The organism is Umezawaea sp., assembly GCF_057122925.1.
The window spans coordinates 145,910-165,181 of record NZ_DBNGPQ010000047.1 but is presented as its reverse complement, the minus strand read 5'-3'; the positions used below and the strand labels follow the sequence as shown (position 1 = coordinate 165,181).

The window sequence follows — 19,272 nt, the reverse complement described above, 5'->3', positions numbered from 1 at the left end:
TTGTGGACGATACAGGGATTGAACCTGTGACCCCTACCGTGTCAAGGTAGTGCTCTCCCGCTGAGCTAATCGTCCGAGGCGGAGACGGGAATCGAACCCGTGTACAGGGCTTTGCAGGCCCTTGCCTAAGCCACTCGGCCACTCCGCCATTGCCTTGAACACTAGCATCAAGACTTTGGCCTGAGCCCAAGGGGCCCTCTGCCGAGCGGACGACGAGATTCGAACTCGCGACCCTCACCTTGGCAAGGTGATGCGCTACCAGCTGCGCCACGTCCGCACCGCTCCGCGAAATTCTGGAACCTTTTGCCCTTTTGGGGCTTGTTGTTCCGGTCTTCCGTGGTGCTGAGGGAACTTTATTACACACACCGCGTCAGGATCAAATCGGGGTACCCGTAAAGCCGTTACGGGCCCCCGACCTCGGGTTTTCAGGTCAGGTCGTTGGAGATGAGGTGGGTCAGGGCCTCGTCGACGTTGACCCACAGGTGCTCGTTGCCGGGGACCACGACGTCGTAGGTGCGGTCGAGGAAGTCGGCCAACTCCTGGGCGGAGGCCTCGAACATGGCGTGGCCCGACGGGGAGCTGAGTTCGATCACCACCACTTCGGGGTCGTCGGCCGCGGGCCGGATGCGGACGTCGCCGTCCCCCGCGTCGGCGATCAGGCCGTCGGCGAGGAGGTCGCGGGCGTAGACCCACTCCACCCAGCCCGCTCGGCCGGTGCGGAACGCGGCTACCACCGCGTAGGGGTCCTTGGTGTCGTATCGGAGCTCGACCTGCACCGGAACGGCCGGGGTGCGTGGCGCCAGCAGGTCGAAGACCGCTGTCGAACGGAGCGTGACGTGATCGTTGCGCATCGTCGTTACCTTTTCTCCCTTCCCGGTCCAGGAAACGACCGAGCACCCATCTTGTGACGTCTATGTGGTGGAAAACGTATGGCGAGCCAGTTCGGATCACCCGATCGTGGCATCCGCGCTCCGTTCTGCGACTTGATCGCTGCGTTCCGTGGCCGCTCCGGGGTCGGCGCCACCCATCTTGCTGGGTTTAACCTGAACCTGGTACCGGCTGTTGTGCGAATGTTGGACGTGAGGACCTTTCTGGTGGCTGACTCGCCCGCTCCACCGCCGCAACCGATGCCCGCCGACCCCAGGTCGGCGGACGTCGGAGGCCGCGCTGGCCGACCAACCGACCCCGAACTGGTCACTCGACTGGCCCAGGGCGACAGGACCGCGTTCGGCGAGCTCTACGACAGGTACGGGAAGCCGGCGTACTCGCTGGCCAGGCGCATCTGCGTCGACCCCGACCTGGCCGAGGACATCGTCCAGGAGGCCTTCCTCGCGCTGTGGCGCAACCCCAGCCGCTTCGACGCGTCCCGCGGCGGGTTCGGCACGTGGCTGATGACCGTGGTGCACCACCGGGCCGTCGACGCCGTACGCAAGGAGAACACCCAGCGGAGGCGGAATGTTCCGCTGACCGACGAGCTGTCCGAGCGCAACGTCCCGCCCGCGCCCGGGTCGGACCTCGACGCGCTGAACAGCGTCGTCGGCGCCGAGGTGCGGGAAGCGCTGAAGAAGCTCCCGGAGGACCAGCGGCAGGTCATCGCCCTGGCGTACCTGGGCGGGTACACGCAGATAGAGGTGGCGAAGTTGACGGGCGTGCCGCTGGGCACGGTGAAGTCGCGCACGTTCGCGGCCATCCGCAGGCTCCGGGGATCGCTCTCGGCCGTCTGGACAGCGGAGACAGGTGGAGCAGGGGACCTCGCCACGCCGAACAACACCAAGGGAGCGCACCGGTGAGCGGGGACCGGAATACCGAGTGGTGCGACCAGGAGGAACTGGCCGTCGGATGGGCCATGCACGCCCTGGAGCCGGACGAGGAGGCGCTGCTGCGCGCCCACCTCCCGGAGTGCGCGACGTGCAGGCGAACGGTGCGGAACACCGAAGCGGTGACGGCCGCGATCGGCAGTTCGGTCGACCAGCACGACCCGCCCGCGCGGCTGAGGTCCCGCCTCATGGAGGCGATCGAGCACACGCCGCAGGAGCGGCCCGCGCCCGCCGTCGTCACGGTGCCGGACCGCCAGGAGGTGGCGGAGCCGGTCCGGCTCGACTCCCGGCGGAACCGCGGGTCGAACCGGGCGCGCGTGCTGCTCGCGGCAGCGGCTGTGATCCTCGTCGCAGTCGTCACGGGAGTGGTGGGGACGCAGCTCGGCAGCCTGTCCGAGCAGGTCGAGGCTCAGAAGTCCCGAACGGACCAACTGGAGCACACGTTCCGGCTGGCCACGGACCCCGTGACCAGGAAGGTGGTGCTCCGCTCGCCGGACGGAACACCGATGGCGGTCCTCTTCTCGGGTGACGACGACGCCGCGGTGATCCCGGAGGGGATGCCCTCGAACGACGCGGGCTCGCAGACCTACGTGGTGTGGGGCACCAGCGGTAACAGTCCGGTCGCGCTGGCGACGTTCGACGTACGTCCGGGCGCCCAGGACATCATGCTGGCCTGGAACAAGGACGCGTACGCGCACAGCGGCTTCGCCATCTCGCTGGAAGAGGGCAAGGTCGCGCCCGCGTCGCCGTCCGCGGTGCTAGCGGCGGGTCAGGCGACCCAGACCTGACCGGACACGGGAAGATCGGACGATGACGACCGACCAGCACGACGACACCACGCCAGGGACCGAGCGCGGTGGGCACGAGCACGGCCGAGGGCCGCGACACTGGTTCCACCGCAACCCGGCCCTCAACCTCGCCTACCGCATCGGCGTGGGCGTGGTCGGTGGACTCGTGCTGGTCGCGGGCATCGTGATGATCCCGTACCCCGGCCCCGGCTGGCTCGTGGTGTTCGCGGGCCTGGCCATCCTCGCCACGGAGTTCGAGTGGGCGGGCAAGGTCCTCAAGTTCGCCAAGCACTACTACGACCGGTGGGTCGAGTGGCTCAAGCGCCAGTCGCTCTTCGTGAAGTTCCTCGTGCTCGCGGCAACCGGCCTCGTCGTGCTGGCCACGCTCTGGTTGCTCGGCGCGTTGGCGCTGGTCGGCGGCTGGTTCGGCGTGCACGAACCGTGGTTGGACAGCCCGATTTTTGGGTCCAGGGGTTGATGTTGTAAGCTATCCACACACCGCGAGAGCGGGGAGTGGGAACAACTGAAGATGGGCGTTTAGCTCAGCGGGAGAGCGTTCCGTTCACACCGGAAAGGTCACTGGTTCGATCCCAGTATCGCCCACAGCAAGCAGAGAGGCCCTGACCGGGTAGGTCAGGGCCTCTCTGCTTTGTGCGCGCTGTTCGGCGCTGTCGAATTCGAGGCACCGGTGCCCGAGGTGGTGGGAAGTCGGGTGTTCGGCGGTTGACGCGTCGAACGTCGTTCGGGACCATCGGGGCATGATCGTTCGCCAGGAGACCGTTCCTGCGTAGACCGCCTCGGCGCGGACCTCCGGGACGGCGGGAGCACGAGACCACCCGCCCGCCCCTCGGAGACGAGCATGTCCGACAGCACGACGTTGCGGGAGCTGAACGAGCACGTCTGGTTGGCCTACCGAGCCGCCTACCGGGCGGGTGACGCCGCGGCGTTCCTCGCGTTGCACGACCCCGGCGTGATCCGCGCGGGTGGGCCCGCGAAACGGGTGTCCGGGTTCGCCGAGCTGGCGCTCGACACCACCCGGTGGTTCGCGGACCTGGCCGAGCGCGGTGGCTCCGTCGCCATCGACTTCCGGTTCACCGAGCGCATCGCCGGTGGTGGGGTCGCCAGTGAGCGCGGCGTCTACCGCCTGGTCGCGACGCGCGCGGGTGGGGACCGCAGGACGTTCCACGGTCGCTTCCACGTGTTCACCCGCCGGGTCGAAGGGCGTTGGCGCATCGTGGTCGACTACGACTCCGACGAGCAGGGCACGGTCACCGCGCCGGACTACGAGTCGGCCACCCCGCTCGACGACGTCTCCTCGTGGCAGGTGTCGGACGTCGACGCCGCCCGGTGAGGGGGGCGCCCGCCCCGCGAGTGCTCGAAGGCGTCCACCTCGACCATGGTCGTCATGGTGCTGTCCTCGCGCACGTCGCGCATCCCCGCGATCAGGCGTCGGTGTTCCGGGTCGCGCTCGTGCGCCCGGAACGACTCGGCGTCCGCCCAGTCGCTGCACACGTGGAACGTGCCCGCGTCGTCGCGGAAGAGCCGCTGGTCCAGGTTCGCCGGGTTCGCCGCGACCGCGGCGCCGATGGCGCGCACGACGTCGAGGAACCGGTCTTCGCGGCCGGGTGCGACGCGCATCGTCAGGACCACCCGGAACATCAGACTCCCCCGTCCACGTTGAGGGTCTCGCCGGTGACGTACCCGGCCAGGTCGCTGGCGAGGAAGAGGACGGCGCCCGCGACCTCGTCCACGCTGCCGAGCCTGCCCAGCGACGACTTGGCCTCGTAGGCGCAGCGGCGGTCGGCGGGGAGCGCGGCGGTCGCCTCGGTCTCGATGATGCCGGGCGCGACCAGGTTCGTCCTGATCCCGGCGGGTCCCAACTCCTTGCACAGGGCGCGCACCAGGCCGGTGAGGCCCGCCTTGGACGCGACGTAGTGCGCGGCGGCGGGCATGCCGGCCTGTGCGACCCGCGAGCCGACGACGATGATCGACGAGCCCTCGGACAGCAGGGGGAGGGCGCTGCGCACCAGCGTGAACGGGCCGGTGAGGTTCGTCGTGAGCGTGTGCTGCCACACCTCGTCGGTCAGTTCGACCACCGGGTGGTGGCTGACGGTGGCGGCGTTGCTGACCAGGGTGTCGATGCCGCCGAGGTGCCGGTGCGCCTCGGCGACCAGTTCCTCCACGTCCGCTCGCACGCTCATGTCGGCCCGCACCACGTGGTGGTCGCCGCCGATCTCCTTCAGCTCCAGCAGCAGGCCCGCCGCGGTGGTCTCGTCGCCGCGGTAGCACGTGAGCACGGACGCGCCCGCCTCGGCGAAGGCGGTCACGACGCGCCTGCCGATGCCCTTGGTGCCGCCGGTGACGACGACCCGCTTGCCGGTCAGGTCGAGCCTCACCGCGCCTCCCAGGTGTAGAACGGGGTGGCCATCGCGTCACGGGGTCCGCGCCAGTCCGGCGAGTAGGGCCGGACGTAGGGGCTCAGCTTGGTGTTCACGTCCTGGAACAGCGGGTGGTCGCGCACCGCCGCGATGTTCTCCCCGATGTCCACGGAGGACTCGATGAGGTGCAGGTACAGGTCGTGGAAGCGGAACAGGGTCCGCGACGAGGCGCCGAGCAGGTGCGGCATCTCGGTCCGGTCGGACTCGGCGAAGACCTTCGCGACGACGTCGGCGTCCTTCGGGTCGAACCGGGCGACGAGCAGACTTCGGTACATGGCAAGCCCTTCCAGCGCTTACGCGCGATCGGCGATGAGCACCCGCATCGGCACTCCGGGCAGGCGGTGCACCTCGGCCGCGGTGAACCCGGCCTCGGTCAGCATCCGGTCGTAGGCGCGTTCGGAGTGGACCTCGCCGCCCTTGGTCCACGCGAGCATCAGCACCGAGAACAGGTACGGCGCGGGGTCGGTGTCCGGTGGCTCGTCGGTCGTGGTGAAGCCGACGACCACGATCCTGCCGCCGGGTTTGATCGCGCGGGCGGCGCGCGCCAGCAGTTCGGTCGCCCGGTCCTCGGCGAAGTGGTGCAGCACGTTCGTCACGAAGACGACGTCGTACGGCCCGCCGAGCGGCACCTCGAACATGTCGCCCTCGATGAAGTCCACGCGGTCCCGCACGCCGAGCCGCGCGGCGTTCTCGGCGGCGATCGGCACGACGTGGGGCCAGTCGAGGCCCCACACGCGCAGCGCGGGCTGCCGGGCGGCGAGGGTGAAGCCGTACATGCCGTGTCCGCACGCGACGTCCAGCGCCGTCGGGTTCGGGCGTGAGCCCAGCCAGTCGGCCAGCTCGTCGGCGACGAGGCCCGCGGTCGGGCCGGTCGCGGCGGTGGCGAAGGTCGCGAAGTCCTTCCAGTACGCGAAGTCGGACGACTCGGCGTTGTCGTCGACCACCGCGCCGCCGCGTCGGACGGCCTCGTCGAGGACCTTCAGCGCGTCCCACTCCCAGTCGCTGGCGAGGATGGTCGCCAGGTGCGCGACCGACCTGGGGCCCGCCAGCAGCTCGTCGGCGCCGTCGACGAGGCGGAACTCGGTGTCCTTGCGCTCCAGCAGGCCGATCGCGACGAGCGCGTTCAGCAGGATGGTCGCGCCGCGCGGGTCGACCCGGAGGCGTTCGGCCAGTTCCCCGGCGTCGGCGGGTCCCTCCGCGAGGGAGGAGAACACGCCCAGCCGGATGCCCGTCCGCAGCAGGCTCGTGTTGCGATAGCCCTGCATCAGGTCGAACACCCGCTCACGGGTGAGCACTGCGTCGGTCACTGCCGTCACTTCCTCTCGATGTCCAGCACCTGCTCGACCAGTGATGTGGTGTGCTTCCCGTCGCGGAACAGCGGATGACCGAGGATCTCCGCGAGGAACGGGATCGTCGTGCGGACGCCCGCGCCGCGGACGCGGAACTCGGCGAGCGCGCGTTCCACCCTGGCCACGGCCTGGTCGCGGTCCGGTGCCCACGCGATCACCTTCGCCAGCAGCGAGTCGTAGTCGGGGGTCACGCGCGCGCCGGTGAACCCGTGGGTGTCGACGCGGGTGAACGGGCCGCCGGGAGGGACGAACTCCTCCAGCACGCCCGGTGCCGGGGCGAAGCCGCGGGACGGGTCCTCGGCGTTGACCCGGCACTCGATCGCGACTCCCCTGCGCTCCACCCGCTCCTGCGTGGTGGTGAGCGGTCTGCCCGCCGCGACCAGCAGCTGCTCGCGCACGAGGTCGATGCCGGTGACCATCTCGGTGACCGGGTGCTCCACCTGGATGCGGCAGTTGACCTCCATGAAGGTGAACTGGCCGTCGGGGTCGACCAGGAACTCGAACGTGCCCGCGCCGACGAACCCCGCCGCGAGCGCGCCGCGCACCGCGGCCTCGCCCATCCGCGCGGTCAGCTCGGGGCTCAGGCCCGGCGCGGGTGTCTCCTCGATGAGCTTCTGGTGCCTGCGCTGCACCGAGCAGTCCCGCTCCCCCAGCCAGATCGCGTTGCCGTGCTGGTCGCAGAGGATCTGCACCTCGACGTGCCGCGCGGCCTCCTGGTACCTCTCCAGGTAGACCCGGCCGTCCTCGAACACCGCCTGGGCGGCGGCGCGGGTGCGCTGGTAGTGCTCCAGGAACGCCCCCGGCTCGCGCACGACCGCCATGCCCCGGCCGCCGCCGCCTGCCGCGGCCTTGATGATCACCGGGTAGCCGATCTCGTCGGCCAGGGCCCGTGCCTCCGCGGCGCTGTCCAGGGTCTCGGTGCTGCCGGGCAGCAGCGGCAGGCCCGCGTCGGCCATCAGCTTGCGCGCGGTCGCCTTGTCCCCCAGCGTGCGCAGCACGGAGGCGGGCGGTCCGATGAACGTGAGCCCGTGCGCCTCGCAGACCTCGGCGAAGTCCGCGTCCTCGGACAGGAACCCGTAGCCGGGGTGGATCGCGTCGGCCCCGGTCTGCGCCGCCGCCTCCATGATCGCGGGCACGTGCAGGTAGCTCCGCCGCGCCGCCGGGGGTCCTATTTGGACAGCTCGGTCCGCGAGCCGCACGACCGCGGAGTCGCGGTCCGCCGTCGAGTGCACCGCGACCGTGCGCAGGTTCAGCTCGCGGCAGGTGCGGGCGACGCGCAGCGCGATCTCGCCCCGGTTGGCGATGAGCACCGTCTCGATCACCTCGTGGCCCTCCCGCTCACACCAGGAGTCCGACCACGTAGACGTTGATCACCAGTGCCAGGATCACCATGACCGCGCGCGCCGCGTTCCAGTTGCGCCAGCGCTCCATCGCCCGCGACTCGGCGAAGTCGCCGGGCAGGGCCTCGGGGTCCAGGGTGGCCAGCCACCTGTTGATCGGCACGTTCTTCGTCAGCGCGATGAGGATCGCCTTGAGCTGCAACGACGACGAGATGATCGTCAGCACGTGCGCGAGCGTGCTGCCCGCGAAGAACCCGGCCGCGCCGGTGAAGATGGTCCCGCCGACCAGCAGGGCGGGCATCAGCGGCTCGACCTTGGGCAGCAGCAGCTGGTGCACCTGGACGGAGCGCTCGTCCGGCAGGGCCAGCCGCAGCGGCGCGACGCCGATCATCGCGATCAGCAGTGCTCCGGCGGTCAATCCGTTGCACAGCAGAGCCAACGGCAACAGAATCTGCAGCATCGTCCTAGGCACTCCTCGTCCGGTTCGGTCCTGCCGCCAGATGCTCGCCGCAGGCGATCGCGGGCGGCTGACGAACGGCTCAGCGATCGAGCAGGTCCGCGTTCAGCGGGTCCTGACGCCTTCTTCAGGATTTCCCCACTCCGGTCGGTGACAGTCGCGGGCAACGACCGCCGACACACAGGAGCACCCTTGTCCACGCAGGAGATCGCGAAGGTCGCCGCAGCCGACGTCGAGCCGAACCGCCGTCGCGGCGGGGAGCTGCGGGTCGTGCTCGGTCCGAAGACCGCTGGCGCGACCACCGGATTCCTCGGCGTCCTCACGATGGCGCCGGGCGACTACGTGAGCGAGCACTACCACCCGTACTCCGAGGAGTTCCTGTACGTCGTGCGCGGGACGCTCCTGGTGCGGGTCGACTCGCAGCCCGTCGAACTGTCCGCGGGTGAGGGCCTGCTGGTGCCGATCAACGCGCGGCACAGCGTCCGGAACACCACCGGCGAGCAGGCCGAGGCGGTGTTCCACCTGTGCCCGCTGGCACCGAGACCCGAACTCGGCCACGTCGACACCGAGGCGCTGCCCCGCCCGGACGAGGCGCAGCCCGGTGTGGGGGCGACCAGATGACCGACCGGCGCGCGGTGATCACCGGCATCGGTGTCGTCGCTCCGGGTGGCATCGGCACGAAGGCGTTCTGGGACATGCTGATGGCGGGCCGCACGGCGACCAGGGCGATCTCGACGTTCGACGCGACCCCGTTCCGGTCCCGGATCGCCGCCGAGTGCGACTTCGAGCCGGACAAGGAGGGGCTGACCCCGCGGGAGGTCCGGCGGATGGACCGGGCGACCCAGTTCGCCGTGGTCAGCGCGCGGCAGGCGGTGGAGGACAGCGGCCTGGAGTTCGACGTGCTGCAACCGCACCGGCGGGGTGTGGCGATCGGCAGCGCGGTCGGCTGCACCATCGGGTTGGAGACCGAGTACGTCGTGGTCAGCGACGGTGGCCGGGAGTGGGTCGTCGACCACCGCTACGGCGTGCCCCAGCTCTACGACTACCTCGTGCCGAGCGTGTTCTCCGCCGAGGTCGCGCGGCTGTGCGACGCACGGGGGCCGGTCGCGACCATCTCCACCGGCTGCACGTCGGGCCTGGACGCGATCGGCCACGCCGCGGCGCTGGTCGAGGAGGGCTCGGCCGACATCATGATCACCGGCGCGACGGACGCGCCCATCTCCCCGATCTCGGCGGCGAGCTTCGACGCGATCAAGGCGACGTCGCCGAACAACGCCGACCCCGAGCACGCGTCCCGCCCGTTCGACCGGGACCGGGACGGCTTCGTGCTCGGTGAGGGCGCGGCCGTGCTGGTCCTGGAGGAGCGCGAGCACGCCCGCGGGCGGGACGCGCGGATCTACGCGGAGATCGCCGGGTTCGCCAACCGCAGCAACGCGTTCCACATGACCGGGCTGAAACCCGACGGGCGCGAGATGGCGGAGGCGATCGGCGAGAGCATGCGCACCGCCCGCGTCCGGCCCGAGGACATCGGCTACATCAACGCGCACGGCTCCGGCACCCGGCAGAACGACCGGCACGAGACGGCCGCGTTCAAGCTGAGCCTCGGGCACCGCGCGTACGGGGTGCCGGTCAGCTCGATCAAGTCGATGATCGGCCACTCGCTCGGCGCGATCGGGTCGCTGGAGGTCGCGGCGTGCGCGCTCGCGCTGGCGCACCAGGCCGTGCCGCCGACGGCGAACTACACGACGCCCGACCCCGAGTGCGACCTCGACTACGTGCCCCGCACCGCGCGCGACGCCGACCTCGACGTCGTGCTCAGCGTCGGCAGCGGGTTCGGCGGGTTCCAGACCGCGATGCTGCTGTCCCGACCGGGATGGACGGCGTGAGCGCCGTCGTCACCGGTCTGGGCGTGGTGGCGCCGACCGGGATCGGGGTGGAGCGGTACTGGGCGAACACCCTGGCGGGCCGCAGCGGGATCGCGGAGATCACGAGGTTCGACGCGTCGGACCACCCGGTGCGGCTCGCGGGCGAGGTGCGGGACTTCGACGCCACCGAGCACCTGCCGACCAGGTTGACGTTCCAGACCGACAGGTGGACGCAGTTCGCGCTGTGCGCGACCGAGGAGGCGCTGCGCGACGCGGGTGCGCACCCGCCCGCGGACTGCGGTCTCGGCGAGTACGAGATGGCGGTGGTGACCGCGAGTTCCAGCGCGGGCAACGAGTTCGGCCAGCGTGAGCTCGGCAGGCTGTGGTCGGAGGGACCCCAGCACGTGACGGCGTTCCAGTCGATCGCGTGGTTCTACGCGGCCACGACCGGCCAGACGTCCATCCGGTTCGGGATGCGCGGCCCGTGCGGGGTGATCGCGAGCGAGCAGGCGGGCGGGCTCGACGCGCTCGGGCAGGCGAGGCGCGTGCTGGGCGCCGGTGCGCGGCTGGTCGTCAGCGGGGGCACCGAGGCGCCGCTGTCGCCGTACGCGCTGGTGTGCCAGCAGGTGACCGGTCTGCTCAGCCGGTCGCGCGACGCGGCCCGCGCGTACCTGCCGTTCGACCCGGACTCGGCCGGGTACCTGCCGGGAGAGGGTGGCGCGATCCTCGTCGTGGAGGACGAGGACAGCGCGAGGGACCGCGGCGCGCCGCACGTGTACGGCCGGATCGCGGGGTACGCCGCGACCTTCGACGCCGGAGGCGGGCCGGAGCTGCGCGGGGCGGCGGAACTCGCCATGGCCGACGCCGGGGTCGCCGCCGCCGACGTGGACGTCGTCTTCGCCGACGCCGCGGGCCTCCCCGACCTCGACCGCGCCGAGGCCGACGCCCTGGTTGCGCTGTTCGGTCCGCACGGGGTTCCGGTCAGCGCGCCGAAGACGGCCACCGGCCGGTTGTACGCGGGCGGGTCCTCGCTCGACGTCGCGGCGGCGCTGCTGACCATCAGGACCGGGCTCGTGCCGCCGTCGGTGAACGTCCGACCCGACGGCCGCTACCGCCTCGACCTCGTCGTCGGCGCGCCGAGGGCGCTGCCCGTCCGGACGGCGCTCGTGATCGCCAGGGGCTACGGCGGGTTCAACGCCGCGGTCGTCGTCACCGCGGCCTGATCGGGCCGACCTCTCTGATTGGAGCCAACAATGACCTCGACGCTGCTGCGTTCGCTCGACACCGTCGGCCTCGCCGACGTCGGCGACGTCGGCCGGAAGTCCGCGGTGCTCGGCGAACTGCGGGCGGCGGGGCTGCCGGTGCCGGAGGGGTACGTCCTGCCCGCCGAGGTGCTGGACCGCCTGCTCGCGTCCGGTCGGACCGACGCGCTCGAACTGCCCGGCGACGTCGTCGAGGAGCTGGACGCGCTCGCGCTCCGGCTCGGCGGCACGGCGGTCGCCGTCCGCTCCTCGGCCGTCGAGGAGGACCTGCCCGGCGTCTCCTACGCGGGCCAGTACGAGACGGTGCTGGACGTGGCGGGGGCGGGTGACCTCATCGCGGCGGTGCGCACCTGCTGGGCGTCGGCGTTCTCCGACCGCGTCGCGACCTACCAGGGCACGCGCGCCCTCGGCGCGGGCCGCCGGATCGGCGTGCTGATCCAGCACATGGTGCCCGCCGAGGCCGCGGGCGTCGCGTTCAGCGCGAACCCGGTGACCGGCGACCGGAACGAGGTGCTGGTCAGCGCCGTGCGCGGGCTCGGCGACCGGCTGGTGTCCGGGCAGTCCACTCCGGACGAGTGGTCGGTGCGCGACGGCGTCGCCGTGCTCGCGTCCGGCGCGGAGCGGGCGATCACCGCGGAGCAGGCGGCGCTGGTCGCCGACCTGGCCCAGCGCATCGAGCTCCGCTTCGGTGCGCCGCAGGACGTCGAGTGGGCCATCGCCGACGGGACGCTGTGGCTGTTGCAGGCGCGGCCGATCACCGCGCTGCCCGATCCACCGCCCGACGTACCACCCGGTTCCTGGCAGCGGTCGAACTACTCGACCAAACCGCTGTCCCCCATGGGACGGTCCACGGTGTTCCGCTGCCAGGCCGACGGCATCGGGCACCTGCTCGCCTACAGCCTCGGCGAGAAGCTGGAGTTCCGCGAGATCGGCGGCTGGCTCTACTCGTCGTTCGTCATGACCGAGGGCGTGGACCGGATCAGGGCGAAGCTGGCCACGATCATGGCGGGCGTGCGCGCCGACGAGCCCGCGGCGTCCTGCCTGCGGTGGCACGAGGAGTGGCGGCCTGCGCTGTCCGGCGAGCTGGCCGCGGAACGCGCGACCGATCCGGCCGCGTTGACCGACGGCGAACTCCGGGCGCGGCTCGACCACGTGGTCCGCCTGTCCGCCAGGGCCTCGGAGGTCCACTTCCGGCTCGGCGGCGCGGGGATGCTGCTGCTCGGGCAGCTCGGCCTCGCCTGCCAGGAGCTGCTCGGCTGGGACGCGCCGCGGACCATGGCGCTGCTCACCGGGCTGCCCGGCAGCACGACGGCGCCGTCCCACGCGCTCGGCGAACTCGTCCGGCTCGCGGAACGCCATCCCGAGGTGCGGCGACTGGTCCGGACCGGCGGCGACGCCGCCGCGTGCGCCGAGGCCGACCCGGAGTTCGGCGCCGCGCTGCGCGACTACCTGGACGAGTACGGCTTCCGGACCGTCGGCATGGACATCACCGCCCCCACCACGGCCGAGAACCCCGCGCTCGTGCTGTCCCTCGTGCGCGGACAGCTCGGCAGGGGCTTCGACCCCTCCCGCGCCGCGGACGACCTGTCCGCGAGCCGCGAGTCGGCCGTGGCCGAGGCGAGCACGGCGCTGGCGGACCGACCGGACGACCTCGCGCGGTTCGAACGGGCGCTGGAGCGCGCGCAGGCCGCCTACCCGTTGCGGGACGACAGCGTCCTGCTGTCCCAGACGGCCTTCGCGCTGATCCGCCGCGGTGTGCTCGACCTCGGCCGCAGGCTGGCCGAACGCGGGCAGCTGCGCGACGCGCAGGACGTGTTCATGCTCGAACTCGACGAGGCGCTGTCCGCGCTGCGCGACGGCACCGTCGTCGACGGGCTGGTCAGCCGCCGCGCCGCCGAGTTCGCGCTGGCTCAGGCGAATCCCGGTCCGCGCGGCTACGGGCGGCCGGTTCCGCCCTCGCGGCCACCCGGCGAGTGGCTGGGGATGCTGCCGCCGGACGTGCGGGAGGTCGTCGCGGCGGGCATGTGGGTGTGGCGGGAGGCCGGGGGCAACCTGACCACCTCCGGTCGCGGTGCCGACGACGACGCGGTGGTCAGCGGGATCGCCGCGTCCAACGGCACCTACACCGGCCCGGCGCGGGTCGTCCTCGACGAGACGGACTGGCACGAGCTGCGGCCGGGCGACGTCCTGGTCTGCCCGCAGACGACGGCCGAGTGGTCGGTGCTGTTCCCCAACGTCGGCGCGCTCGTCACCGACCACGGCGGCCTGCTGTCCCACCCGGCGATCATCGCCCGCGAGTACCGCGTCCCGGCCGTGCTCGCCACCGGGGACGCCACCCGACGCCTGCGCAGCGGTCAGCTCGTCACCGTCGACGGCTCGCGGGGAGTCGTCGACATCATCGATTCACCAACCGCCGAGAAGGAGCAGTGAACAATGAACGGTCCGCGTGCGGAATCGCGTCCCAATCCCGCCGCCATCGTGGAACTCGGTACCGCCTTCTGGGGCGCGAAAGTGCTCCTGAGCGCGGTGGAAATCGACCTGTTCTCCACTTTGGCGGGTGAACCGCTCACCGCGGTCGAGATCCGCGAACGACTGGGTCTGCACCCCAGGGCGCTCGACGACTTCCTCGGTGCGCTGTGCGCGCACGGATTGCTGATCAAGAAAGAGGACCGCTTCCACAACAGCGCCGAGGCCGACATTTATCTCGACCGCGCGAAACCGACGTACCTCGGCGGCTTCCTCACGATGGTGAACTGGCAGTACGTCGGGTGGAGCAAGCTCGGCGACCTGTTGCGCACCGGCCGGATGCAGAACGACCGCGCGGCGAACTTCGAGGCGTTCTACCAGAACGAGGACGTGCTCCGGCGGTTCATGGCGGCGATGGACGGCGCCAGCGCGGCCATCGGCCCCGCGCTGGCCGACGCGGTCGACTGGACGCGGTTCACGTCGGTCGTCGACCTCGGTGGCGCGCGCGGCAACCTCGTCGCCGAGATCGCCAAGGCCCACCCGCACCTGGAGGCGGGCTGCCTCGACCTGCCGCCCATCGAGCCGCTGTTCGACGAGCACATGGACCGGTTGAAGCTGACCGGGAAGGTGCGCTTCCACCCGGCGGACTTCTTCGCCGACGAGCTGCCGAGCCCGGACGCCTTCGTCTGCGGGCACGTGCTGCACGACTGGGACGGCGAGCACAACCAGCGGCTGGTCGCACGCGCGTACGAGGCGCTGCCGCCCGGCGGGGCGCTGTTCGTCTACGACGCGATGATCGACGACTCCCGCCCGTCGACGCGGCGCAACCGGCTGCTCAGCCTCAACATGCAGCTGCTCACCGAGGGCGGTGCCGAGTACCCCGTGGCCGCCTACGAGGCGTGGTTCCGCACGGCCGGGTTCACCGACGTGCGGGCGCGGCCCCTGACCGCCTCGGACACCCTCGTGACGGGCGTCAAGCCGATCTGATCACGAAATCCCCACCTGGATTACCCCCGGACGGCCGCGTGTCCGGGGGTAATTCGGTCTACACACGGATGTCACGCACCACGGGCAAATGTTCATATATCATTCCCCCGTTGTTCAAGCCACGTTCAACTGGGGGCCTCTGGTGAAATTTCACGTACTCGGACGGTTACGGGTGACCGACGGCGGCAGCACCATCACCCCCTCGGCACCGCGATTACGCATCGTGCTCGCACTGCTATTGCTGCACAACGGCCACGTCGTTTCCCCGGAACTGATCGGCGAGGAACTCTGGCCGCACGACCGGCCCGTCAACAGCGGGACCGCCGTTCGGACCTACGTCTACCAACTGGGAAAGCTGTTCAACCGATCGCGCACGGTCGTCGGTGTCGAGCAGAACGGCTACGCGGCGCACGCGGAACGCCGCGAACTCGACCTCGCGGAATTCGAGTGGCTCGCGGACGGGGGCCGCCGGGCGCTGCGGGAGGGCAGGGTCCGCGACGGTTCCGCGACCCTGCGGCGGGCCGTGCGGCTGCGGTCGGGCGCGACGCTGTGCGACGTGCCGCACGGCCCGGTGCTGACCCCGCTCGTCGACGCCGTCGAGACCCGCGTGCACGCGGTCGAGGCGCTGACCGCGGCCGCGGTCGGGCCCGCGCGGTTCGCCACCTGAGCGGCGCCACCCGCGACACGCCGCTAGACCGGTTCCAGCAGGAGCAGCGGCTGCCCGTACTCCACCGGCCGGCAGTCCGGGACGAGCACCCGCACCACCCGTCCCGGCGCCGTCGCCTCGACCGCGTTCATCAGCTTCATCGCCTCGACGATGGCCACCTGCTGCCCGGCCTCGACCACGTCGCCGACCGCCACGAACGGCGCCGCGCCCGGTTCCGGTGCCGCGTAGAACGTGCCGACCACGGGTGCGCAGACCTCGTGCGTCCCCGGCTCCCGGTCCTCCTCCTCGACGGCGGCGGGCCGCACCGCGGGGCGGTCGTCCGCCGGTCGCTCGCCCCAGTCGACCTCGATCCGCGCCGCGCCGAACGCGATGTCGATGCGGCGCGGCGGGTGGGCGACGCCGCGCGTCATCTCACCCACCACGCGGGACAGTTCCGCGAGCACCGCCGGGTCGTCACTCATCACCACTCCCCTTGTCCACGAAGGACAGTCCGTACCGGCGGAACCGCTTGCCGCGCCGGGAGATCAGGTCTGCCGAGGGCACGCCGCGCAGCTCGCGCAGCGCGCACACCACCGCGCGGCGCACCAGTTCGCTGGCCGCGGAGGGGTTCTCCTGCGCGCCGCCGTCCGGTTCGGGCACGACGCCGTCCACCACGCCGGACGCCAGCAGCCAGCGGCCGTCGATCCGCAGCGCCTCGGCGGCCACCGACGCCGCGGACGCGGACTTCCACAGGATCGCGGCACACCCCTCCGGGCTGATCACGGAGTAGGTCGTGTTGGCGCACATGAGGACTCGGTCCGCGACGCCGAGCGCGAGCGCGCCGCCGCTGCCGCCCTCGCCGGTCACGACGGTCACGATCGGGACCGGCAGCGTGCACATGAGACGGAGGTTCTCGGCGATGGCCATCGCCTGCCCCTGCTCCTCGGCCTCCACCCCCGGGTGCGCGCCGGGTGTGTCCACCAGCGTCACCACCGGCAGTCCCAGCTTGGCCGCGAGCCGCATCAGCCTGGCCGCCTTGCGGTAGCCCGCGGGGGACGGCATGCCGAACCGGCGTGCCACGAGTTCGCGCGTCGTGTGGCCCTTCTGGTGGCCGATCACCACCACGGGCTGCCCGTCGAGCCCACCGATGCCGCCGACCACCGAGGGGCAGTCCGCGCCGAGCCGGTCACCGCGCAGCTCGACGAACCCGTCCAGCCAGTGCCCGATGTGGTCGAGCGCCGTCGGTCGGCGCGGATCACGGGCGAGCAGCACGGTTTCCCAGGCCGGACGCGTCTCCAGCGCCTCGGGGTCGCGGATCACCGGGTCCACCACGTCCACGCCCCAGCCCGCTCCGGGGCCGCGCCGGGTGGCGAGCAGCCTGGCCAGCATGACGCGCAGCTCCGACCGCGCCCAGATCGCGTCCACGGCGCCGTGGTCGAGCAGGAAGTCCGCGGTCTGGAAGCCCTTGGGCAGCTCCTGCCCGATCGTCTGCTCGATCACCCTCGGGCCGGCGAACCCCATGCGGGCACGGGGTTCCGCGACGACGACGTCCGACAGCGTCGCGAACGACGCCGCCACACCGCCGTAGGTCGGGTCGGTGATCAGGCTGACCGTGAGCAGTCCGGCCCGGTCCAGCTCGGCCATCGCGCCGCTGGTCTTGGCCATCTGCATCAGCGACAGCACGCCCTCCTGCATGCGCGCGCCACCGGAGGCGGTCACCAGCAGCAGCGGAACCCGTGCGGCGAGGGCGGTCTCGGCGGCCGTCGTGATCGCCTCGCCCTCGGCGACGCCCAGACTTCCGCCGAGGAAGCGGAAGTCCATGACCGCGGCGACGAGTTCGGCGCCCTCGACGCGGCCCCGCACGACCCGCACCGCGGTGGGTTCTCCCGTGCTCGCCACCGCCCGCGTGAGCCGGTCCGGGTACGCGTGCTGGTCGACGAACCCCAGCGGGTCGTGCTGCGTGCGCGCCAGGGGGACCGTGCGGTAGCCCTCGTCCAGCAGCTGCGCCACGCGTTCCCGCGGGTCGAGCCTGCCGTGCGCGCCGCAGTCGGAGCACACGCGCAGCAGGCGGTCGTACCGCTTGCGGTAGACCACCGCTCGGCACTCCGGGCAGACGAACCAGTCCTCCGCCCCCGGCTCGCGGCGCGCGGTCGCGCGCGTGCCGGCGGTCATCGCGCCCGCGCGGCGCGCGCGGCCGCCTCCACCTTCTGCTTGATCAGCTCCAGCTGCACCGGGCTGTTGGCGTTGATCCGCCCGGTCATGCCCTCGTCGTCCACCGGCGCCTCCGGCTTCATCTCGAAGTCCTGCACCCAGCGCAGGCGAACGCCGTCCGGGTCCGGCAGGTACTCCCAGAAGAGGGACATGTACTTGAACGGCCCGGTCTCCACGCGTGCGGCGCGCACCGTCCTGGTCACGGGGTCCGGTGTCCGCTCGGACACCCAGCTCCACACGCGCCCCTGCTCGTCGGGGTGCATGACCAACCGGAACACCACCGTCGCGCCGCGGGTGGCGAGGACCTCGGCCGCGGCGTACTCGCTGAACAGCCCCGGCCAGTCCTCGACGTCGTTCGTCATGTCCCACACCAGGTCCATGGGCGCCTGGATGGTGATCGCGTTCTCCGTGTGCCCGGCCACCTCACGCCTCCGCGAGTCGGTTGTTGATCAGCTCGACGGCCCGGCCGGGCGTCGGCACCTCCAGGATGGCGTCGTCCGGGATCGGCACGCCGTACTCGCGCCGCACCTGCGCGGCCAGTTCCAGCAGGGCCAGCGAGTCGTAGCCGAGACCGTCGAACTCGACGTCGGAGATGTCGCTGTCCAGGTCGACGCCCGCGTCGACACCGACGCTCGTCCGCATGATCCGGCGCAGGTCGTCCAAGGTGAAAGCGTGGCGGGTGCCCGGCGTTGCCGTCATCGTCAGTGGCTCCGTTCCTCAGGGTGCTCCTCCGGTCCACGGTGCCACCGGGGTGTCCAGGAGGCGTCCAGCGCCGCTGAAGAGGATGTCGAGCGGTGTCAGAGCCTGCGGTAGTCCAGGAGCGTGAACTCCTGGCCCACCAGCACCACCTCCAGTTCCGCGCACCCGTCGTACCCGGCGGTCCACGTGCGGCTGGACGCGGCGAGCGAGCGGGCGGCGGCGACCGAGAGCACCGGGCACGACACCTGTTCCGGTGGCACGTCGACGGTGTGCGTACCACCGTCGGCGGGCACCGTGGCGGTGTGCTTGCGCTCGACCAGGCAGTGCTCGACGACGAGCGACGGGCCGCGGAACTCGAAGCGGTCGAAGTAGAGCCGGTCGGCGTGGGTCTCGGCCAGTCCCCGGCAGGCGCGCACGTGGACCCGGTGCCCGCTGTCCGCCACCCACACGAGCAGCGAGGCCACCGCGGGGACGAAGCGCTGGAGGGAGAACGCGAGCCGGTGGCCGGAGACGTCGCCGACCACCTGCCGCGCGGCGATCCCGGCCAGCTCGACGACGCCCTCCCACACCGCCTCCGGGTCGATGTTGTTCCACGCCGGGTTCTGCCACACCGACTCACCCGAGCGGTCCACGTCGCTCACCAGCAGCCTGCACCGGATCGACAGCGGCACGCCCGCCTGCCCGGTGAACGGGAGGGGCGGGCTCGTCGACCGCGTCCACGGGTTCCGCCGCCACACGGCGAGCGGCGCGGTGATCACGTCCGTCCCCGGCACCGGCGCGCGGTCCGCCATCCCGGCGAGCGCCGCCAGTTCGGCGCCGACCAGCCGGGTGTCCCGACATCGCGGGTCGTCCAGCCCGAAGTGCAGGTAGTCCCCGTTCGCCCGCGCCTGCCCCACCCGTTCGCGCCAGCCTGTGATCACGTCAGTTCCCTTCTCACTTCGGGTTCG

The 19,272-nt window shown here is 71.7% G+C and carries 22 protein-coding genes and 4 tRNA genes; 11 read left to right on the top strand and 15 right to left on the bottom strand.

What is annotated here, in order from left to right:
* Nucleotides 1-3: 3 nt before the first annotated feature.
* The 4 genes from AC156L_RS09840 to AC156L_RS09825 all read right to left on the bottom strand — a co-directional run bounded on the left by AC156L_RS09840 (nt 4) and on the right by AC156L_RS09825 (nt 851).
* Nucleotides 4-75, bottom strand: a tRNA-Val gene (locus tag AC156L_RS09840).
* A 1-nt stretch (nt 76) separates the two neighbouring features.
* Nucleotides 77-148, bottom strand: a tRNA-Cys gene (locus AC156L_RS09835).
* A gap of 56 nt (nt 149-204) precedes the next feature.
* Nucleotides 205-277, bottom strand: a tRNA-Gly gene (locus AC156L_RS09830).
* A gap of 148 nt (nt 278-425) precedes the next feature.
* A complete protein-coding gene (locus tag AC156L_RS09825) occupies nt 426-851 on the bottom strand; it encodes an SsgA family sporulation/cell division regulator (protein ID WP_106189084.1) in 426 nt (141 codons plus the stop codon).
* A gap of 243 nt (nt 852-1,094) precedes the next feature.
* Between AC156L_RS09825 and AC156L_RS09820 the strand changes: the two genes are divergently transcribed.
* From AC156L_RS09820 to AC156L_RS09800, 5 genes are all read left to right on the top strand, one after another.
* The gene (locus tag AC156L_RS09820) at nt 1,095-1,790 is read left to right on the top strand and encodes an RNA polymerase sigma factor (RefSeq protein WP_330879950.1); all 696 of its coding nucleotides are present in this window, start codon (nt 1,095-1,097) and stop codon (nt 1,788-1,790) included.
* Nucleotides 1,787-2,605 carry an anti-sigma factor gene (locus AC156L_RS09815; RefSeq protein ID WP_330879952.1) on the top strand — a complete coding sequence of 273 codons (819 nt, stop codon included), beginning with the start codon at nt 1,787-1,789 and terminating at the stop codon, nt 2,603-2,605. The genes AC156L_RS09820 and AC156L_RS09815 overlap by 4 nt, the downstream gene beginning before the upstream one ends.
* A 22-nt stretch (nt 2,606-2,627) precedes the next feature.
* Nucleotides 2,628-3,083: a TIGR02611 family protein gene (locus tag AC156L_RS09810; protein ID WP_330879955.1), complete on the top strand. Its 456-nt coding sequence runs from the start codon at nt 2,628-2,630 to the stop codon at nt 3,081-3,083.
* Nucleotides 3,084-3,136: 53 nt separating this feature from the next.
* Nucleotides 3,137-3,208 (top strand) — tRNA-Val (locus AC156L_RS09805).
* Nucleotides 3,209-3,464: 256 nt separating this feature from the next.
* The gene (locus AC156L_RS09800; RefSeq protein WP_330879957.1) at nt 3,465-3,956 is read left to right on the top strand and encodes a YybH family protein; all 492 of its coding nucleotides are present in this window, start codon (nt 3,465-3,467) and stop codon (nt 3,954-3,956) included.
* On the opposite strand, the gene AC156L_RS09795 is transcribed toward AC156L_RS09800, so the two are convergent.
* From AC156L_RS09795 to AC156L_RS09770, 6 genes are read right to left on the bottom strand one after another with little or no spacing between them, the layout of a single operon-like run.
* On the bottom strand, nt 3,887-4,264 hold the full coding sequence (locus AC156L_RS09795; protein WP_330879959.1) for an antibiotic biosynthesis monooxygenase family protein: 378 nt from the start codon (nt 4,262-4,264) through the stop codon (nt 3,887-3,889). The genes AC156L_RS09800 and AC156L_RS09795 overlap by 70 nt on opposite strands.
* Nucleotides 4,264-5,001: an SDR family NAD(P)-dependent oxidoreductase gene (locus AC156L_RS09790; protein ID WP_330879960.1), complete on the bottom strand. Its 738-nt coding sequence runs from the start codon at nt 4,999-5,001 to the stop codon at nt 4,264-4,266. Before AC156L_RS09790 ends, AC156L_RS09795 begins: the two co-directional genes overlap by 1 nt.
* Nucleotides 4,998-5,318, bottom strand: a complete 321-nt coding sequence (locus AC156L_RS09785; RefSeq protein ID WP_330879962.1) for a TcmI family type II polyketide cyclase — start codon at nt 5,316-5,318, stop codon at nt 4,998-5,000. Before AC156L_RS09785 ends, AC156L_RS09790 begins: the two co-directional genes overlap by 4 nt.
* Before the next feature lie 18 nt (nt 5,319-5,336).
* Complete coding sequence (locus AC156L_RS09780; protein ID WP_330879964.1) at nt 5,337-6,350, bottom strand: class I SAM-dependent methyltransferase; 1,014 nt, start codon at nt 6,348-6,350, stop codon at nt 5,337-5,339.
* A 5-nt stretch (nt 6,351-6,355) separates the two neighbouring features.
* Nucleotides 6,356-7,714 carry an acetyl-CoA carboxylase biotin carboxylase subunit gene (locus tag AC156L_RS09775; protein ID WP_330879967.1) on the bottom strand — a complete coding sequence of 453 codons (1,359 nt, stop codon included), beginning with the start codon at nt 7,712-7,714 and terminating at the stop codon, nt 6,356-6,358.
* Nucleotides 7,715-7,730: 16 nt separating this feature from the next.
* A complete protein-coding gene (locus tag AC156L_RS09770; RefSeq protein WP_330879969.1) occupies nt 7,731-8,192 on the bottom strand; it encodes a DUF1772 domain-containing protein in 462 nt (153 codons plus the stop codon).
* Between the two features lie 189 nt (nt 8,193-8,381).
* Between AC156L_RS09770 and AC156L_RS09765 the strand changes: the two genes are divergently transcribed.
* From AC156L_RS09765 to AC156L_RS09740, 6 genes are all read left to right on the top strand, one after another.
* Entirely contained in the window at nt 8,382-8,810 is a 429-nt protein-coding gene (locus AC156L_RS09765) for a cupin domain-containing protein (RefSeq protein ID WP_330879971.1), read from the top strand.
* Nucleotides 8,807-10,075 (top strand): beta-ketoacyl-[acyl-carrier-protein] synthase family protein, encoded by a 1,269-nt coding sequence (locus tag AC156L_RS09760; protein ID WP_330879973.1) that lies wholly within the window; start codon nt 8,807-8,809, stop codon nt 10,073-10,075. Before AC156L_RS09765 ends, AC156L_RS09760 begins: the two co-directional genes overlap by 4 nt.
* Nucleotides 10,063-11,277, top strand: a complete 1,215-nt coding sequence (locus AC156L_RS09755) for a beta-ketoacyl synthase N-terminal-like domain-containing protein (protein WP_330879975.1) — start codon at nt 10,063-10,065, stop codon at nt 11,275-11,277. Before AC156L_RS09760 ends, AC156L_RS09755 begins: the two co-directional genes overlap by 13 nt.
* Nucleotides 11,278-11,307: 30 nt before the next feature.
* Nucleotides 11,308-13,746 (top strand): PEP/pyruvate-binding domain-containing protein, encoded by a 2,439-nt coding sequence (locus AC156L_RS09750; protein WP_330879977.1) that lies wholly within the window; start codon nt 11,308-11,310, stop codon nt 13,744-13,746.
* Nucleotides 13,747-13,794: 48 nt separating this feature from the next.
* Nucleotides 13,795-14,769 carry a methyltransferase gene (locus AC156L_RS09745; RefSeq protein WP_484406760.1) on the top strand — a complete coding sequence of 325 codons (975 nt, stop codon included), beginning with the start codon at nt 13,795-13,797 and terminating at the stop codon, nt 14,767-14,769.
* Between the two features lie 172 nt (nt 14,770-14,941).
* Nucleotides 14,942-15,436 carry an AfsR/SARP family transcriptional regulator gene (locus AC156L_RS09740; protein WP_330879981.1) on the top strand — a complete coding sequence of 165 codons (495 nt, stop codon included), beginning with the start codon at nt 14,942-14,944 and terminating at the stop codon, nt 15,434-15,436.
* A 23-nt stretch (nt 15,437-15,459) separates the two neighbouring features.
* On the opposite strand, the gene AC156L_RS09735 is transcribed toward AC156L_RS09740, so the two are convergent.
* The 5 genes from AC156L_RS09735 to AC156L_RS09715 form a co-directional block, all read right to left on the bottom strand.
* Complete coding sequence (locus tag AC156L_RS09735; RefSeq protein ID WP_330879983.1) at nt 15,460-15,897, bottom strand: acetyl-CoA carboxylase biotin carboxyl carrier protein; 438 nt, start codon at nt 15,895-15,897, stop codon at nt 15,460-15,462.
* Nucleotides 15,890-17,587 carry an acetyl-CoA carboxylase carboxyl transferase subunit alpha gene (gene accA / locus AC156L_RS09730; protein ID WP_330879985.1) on the bottom strand — a complete coding sequence of 566 codons (1,698 nt, stop codon included), beginning with the start codon at nt 17,585-17,587 and terminating at the stop codon, nt 15,890-15,892. The genes AC156L_RS09735 and accA overlap by 8 nt, the downstream gene beginning before the upstream one ends.
* Entirely contained in the window at nt 17,584-18,048 is a 465-nt protein-coding gene (locus tag AC156L_RS09725; protein WP_330879987.1) for an SRPBCC family protein, read from the bottom strand. Before AC156L_RS09725 ends, accA begins: the two co-directional genes overlap by 4 nt.
* A 1-nt stretch (nt 18,049) precedes the next feature.
* Complete coding sequence (locus tag AC156L_RS09720; RefSeq protein WP_330879989.1) at nt 18,050-18,325, bottom strand: acyl carrier protein; 276 nt, start codon at nt 18,323-18,325, stop codon at nt 18,050-18,052.
* 98 nt (nt 18,326-18,423) lie between these two features.
* The gene (locus AC156L_RS09715) at nt 18,424-19,245 is read right to left on the bottom strand and encodes a hypothetical protein (RefSeq protein ID WP_330879991.1); all 822 of its coding nucleotides are present in this window, start codon (nt 19,243-19,245) and stop codon (nt 18,424-18,426) included.
* Nucleotides 19,246-19,272 lie beyond the last annotated feature (27 nt).

What these genes read in the sequence shown, in the direction of transcription:
- AC156L_RS09825 (WP_106189084.1), bottom strand. Translation starts at nt 851, where the DNA reads ATGCGCAACGATCACGTCACGCTCCGTTCGACAGCGGTCTTCGACCTG.
- AC156L_RS09810 (WP_330879955.1), top strand. Translation starts at nt 2,628, where the DNA reads ATGACGACCGACCAGCACGACGACACCACGCCAGGGACCGAGCGCGGT.
- AC156L_RS09800 (WP_330879957.1), top strand. Translation starts at nt 3,465, where the DNA reads ATGTCCGACAGCACGACGTTGCGGGAGCTGAACGAGCACGTCTGGTTG.
- AC156L_RS09795 (WP_330879959.1), bottom strand. Translation starts at nt 4,264, where the DNA reads ATGTTCCGGGTGGTCCTGACGATGCGCGTCGCACCCGGCCGCGAAGAC.
- AC156L_RS09785 (WP_330879962.1), bottom strand. Translation starts at nt 5,318, where the DNA reads ATGTACCGAAGTCTGCTCGTCGCCCGGTTCGACCCGAAGGACGCCGAC.
- AC156L_RS09770 (WP_330879969.1), bottom strand. Translation starts at nt 8,192, where the DNA reads ATGCTGCAGATTCTGTTGCCGTTGGCTCTGCTGTGCAACGGATTGACC.
- AC156L_RS09760 (WP_330879973.1), top strand. Translation starts at nt 8,807, where the DNA reads ATGACCGACCGGCGCGCGGTGATCACCGGCATCGGTGTCGTCGCTCCG.
- AC156L_RS09755 (WP_330879975.1), top strand. Translation starts at nt 10,063, where the DNA reads ATGGACGGCGTGAGCGCCGTCGTCACCGGTCTGGGCGTGGTGGCGCCG.
- AC156L_RS09750 (WP_330879977.1), top strand. Translation starts at nt 11,308, where the DNA reads ATGACCTCGACGCTGCTGCGTTCGCTCGACACCGTCGGCCTCGCCGAC.
- AC156L_RS09735 (WP_330879983.1), bottom strand. Translation starts at nt 15,897, where the DNA reads ATGAGTGACGACCCGGCGGTGCTCGCGGAACTGTCCCGCGTGGTGGGT.
- accA (WP_330879985.1), bottom strand. Translation starts at nt 17,587, where the DNA reads ATGACCGCCGGCACGCGCGCGACCGCGCGCCGCGAGCCGGGGGCGGAG.
- AC156L_RS09720 (WP_330879989.1), bottom strand. Translation starts at nt 18,325, where the DNA reads ATGACGGCAACGCCGGGCACCCGCCACGCTTTCACCTTGGACGACCTG.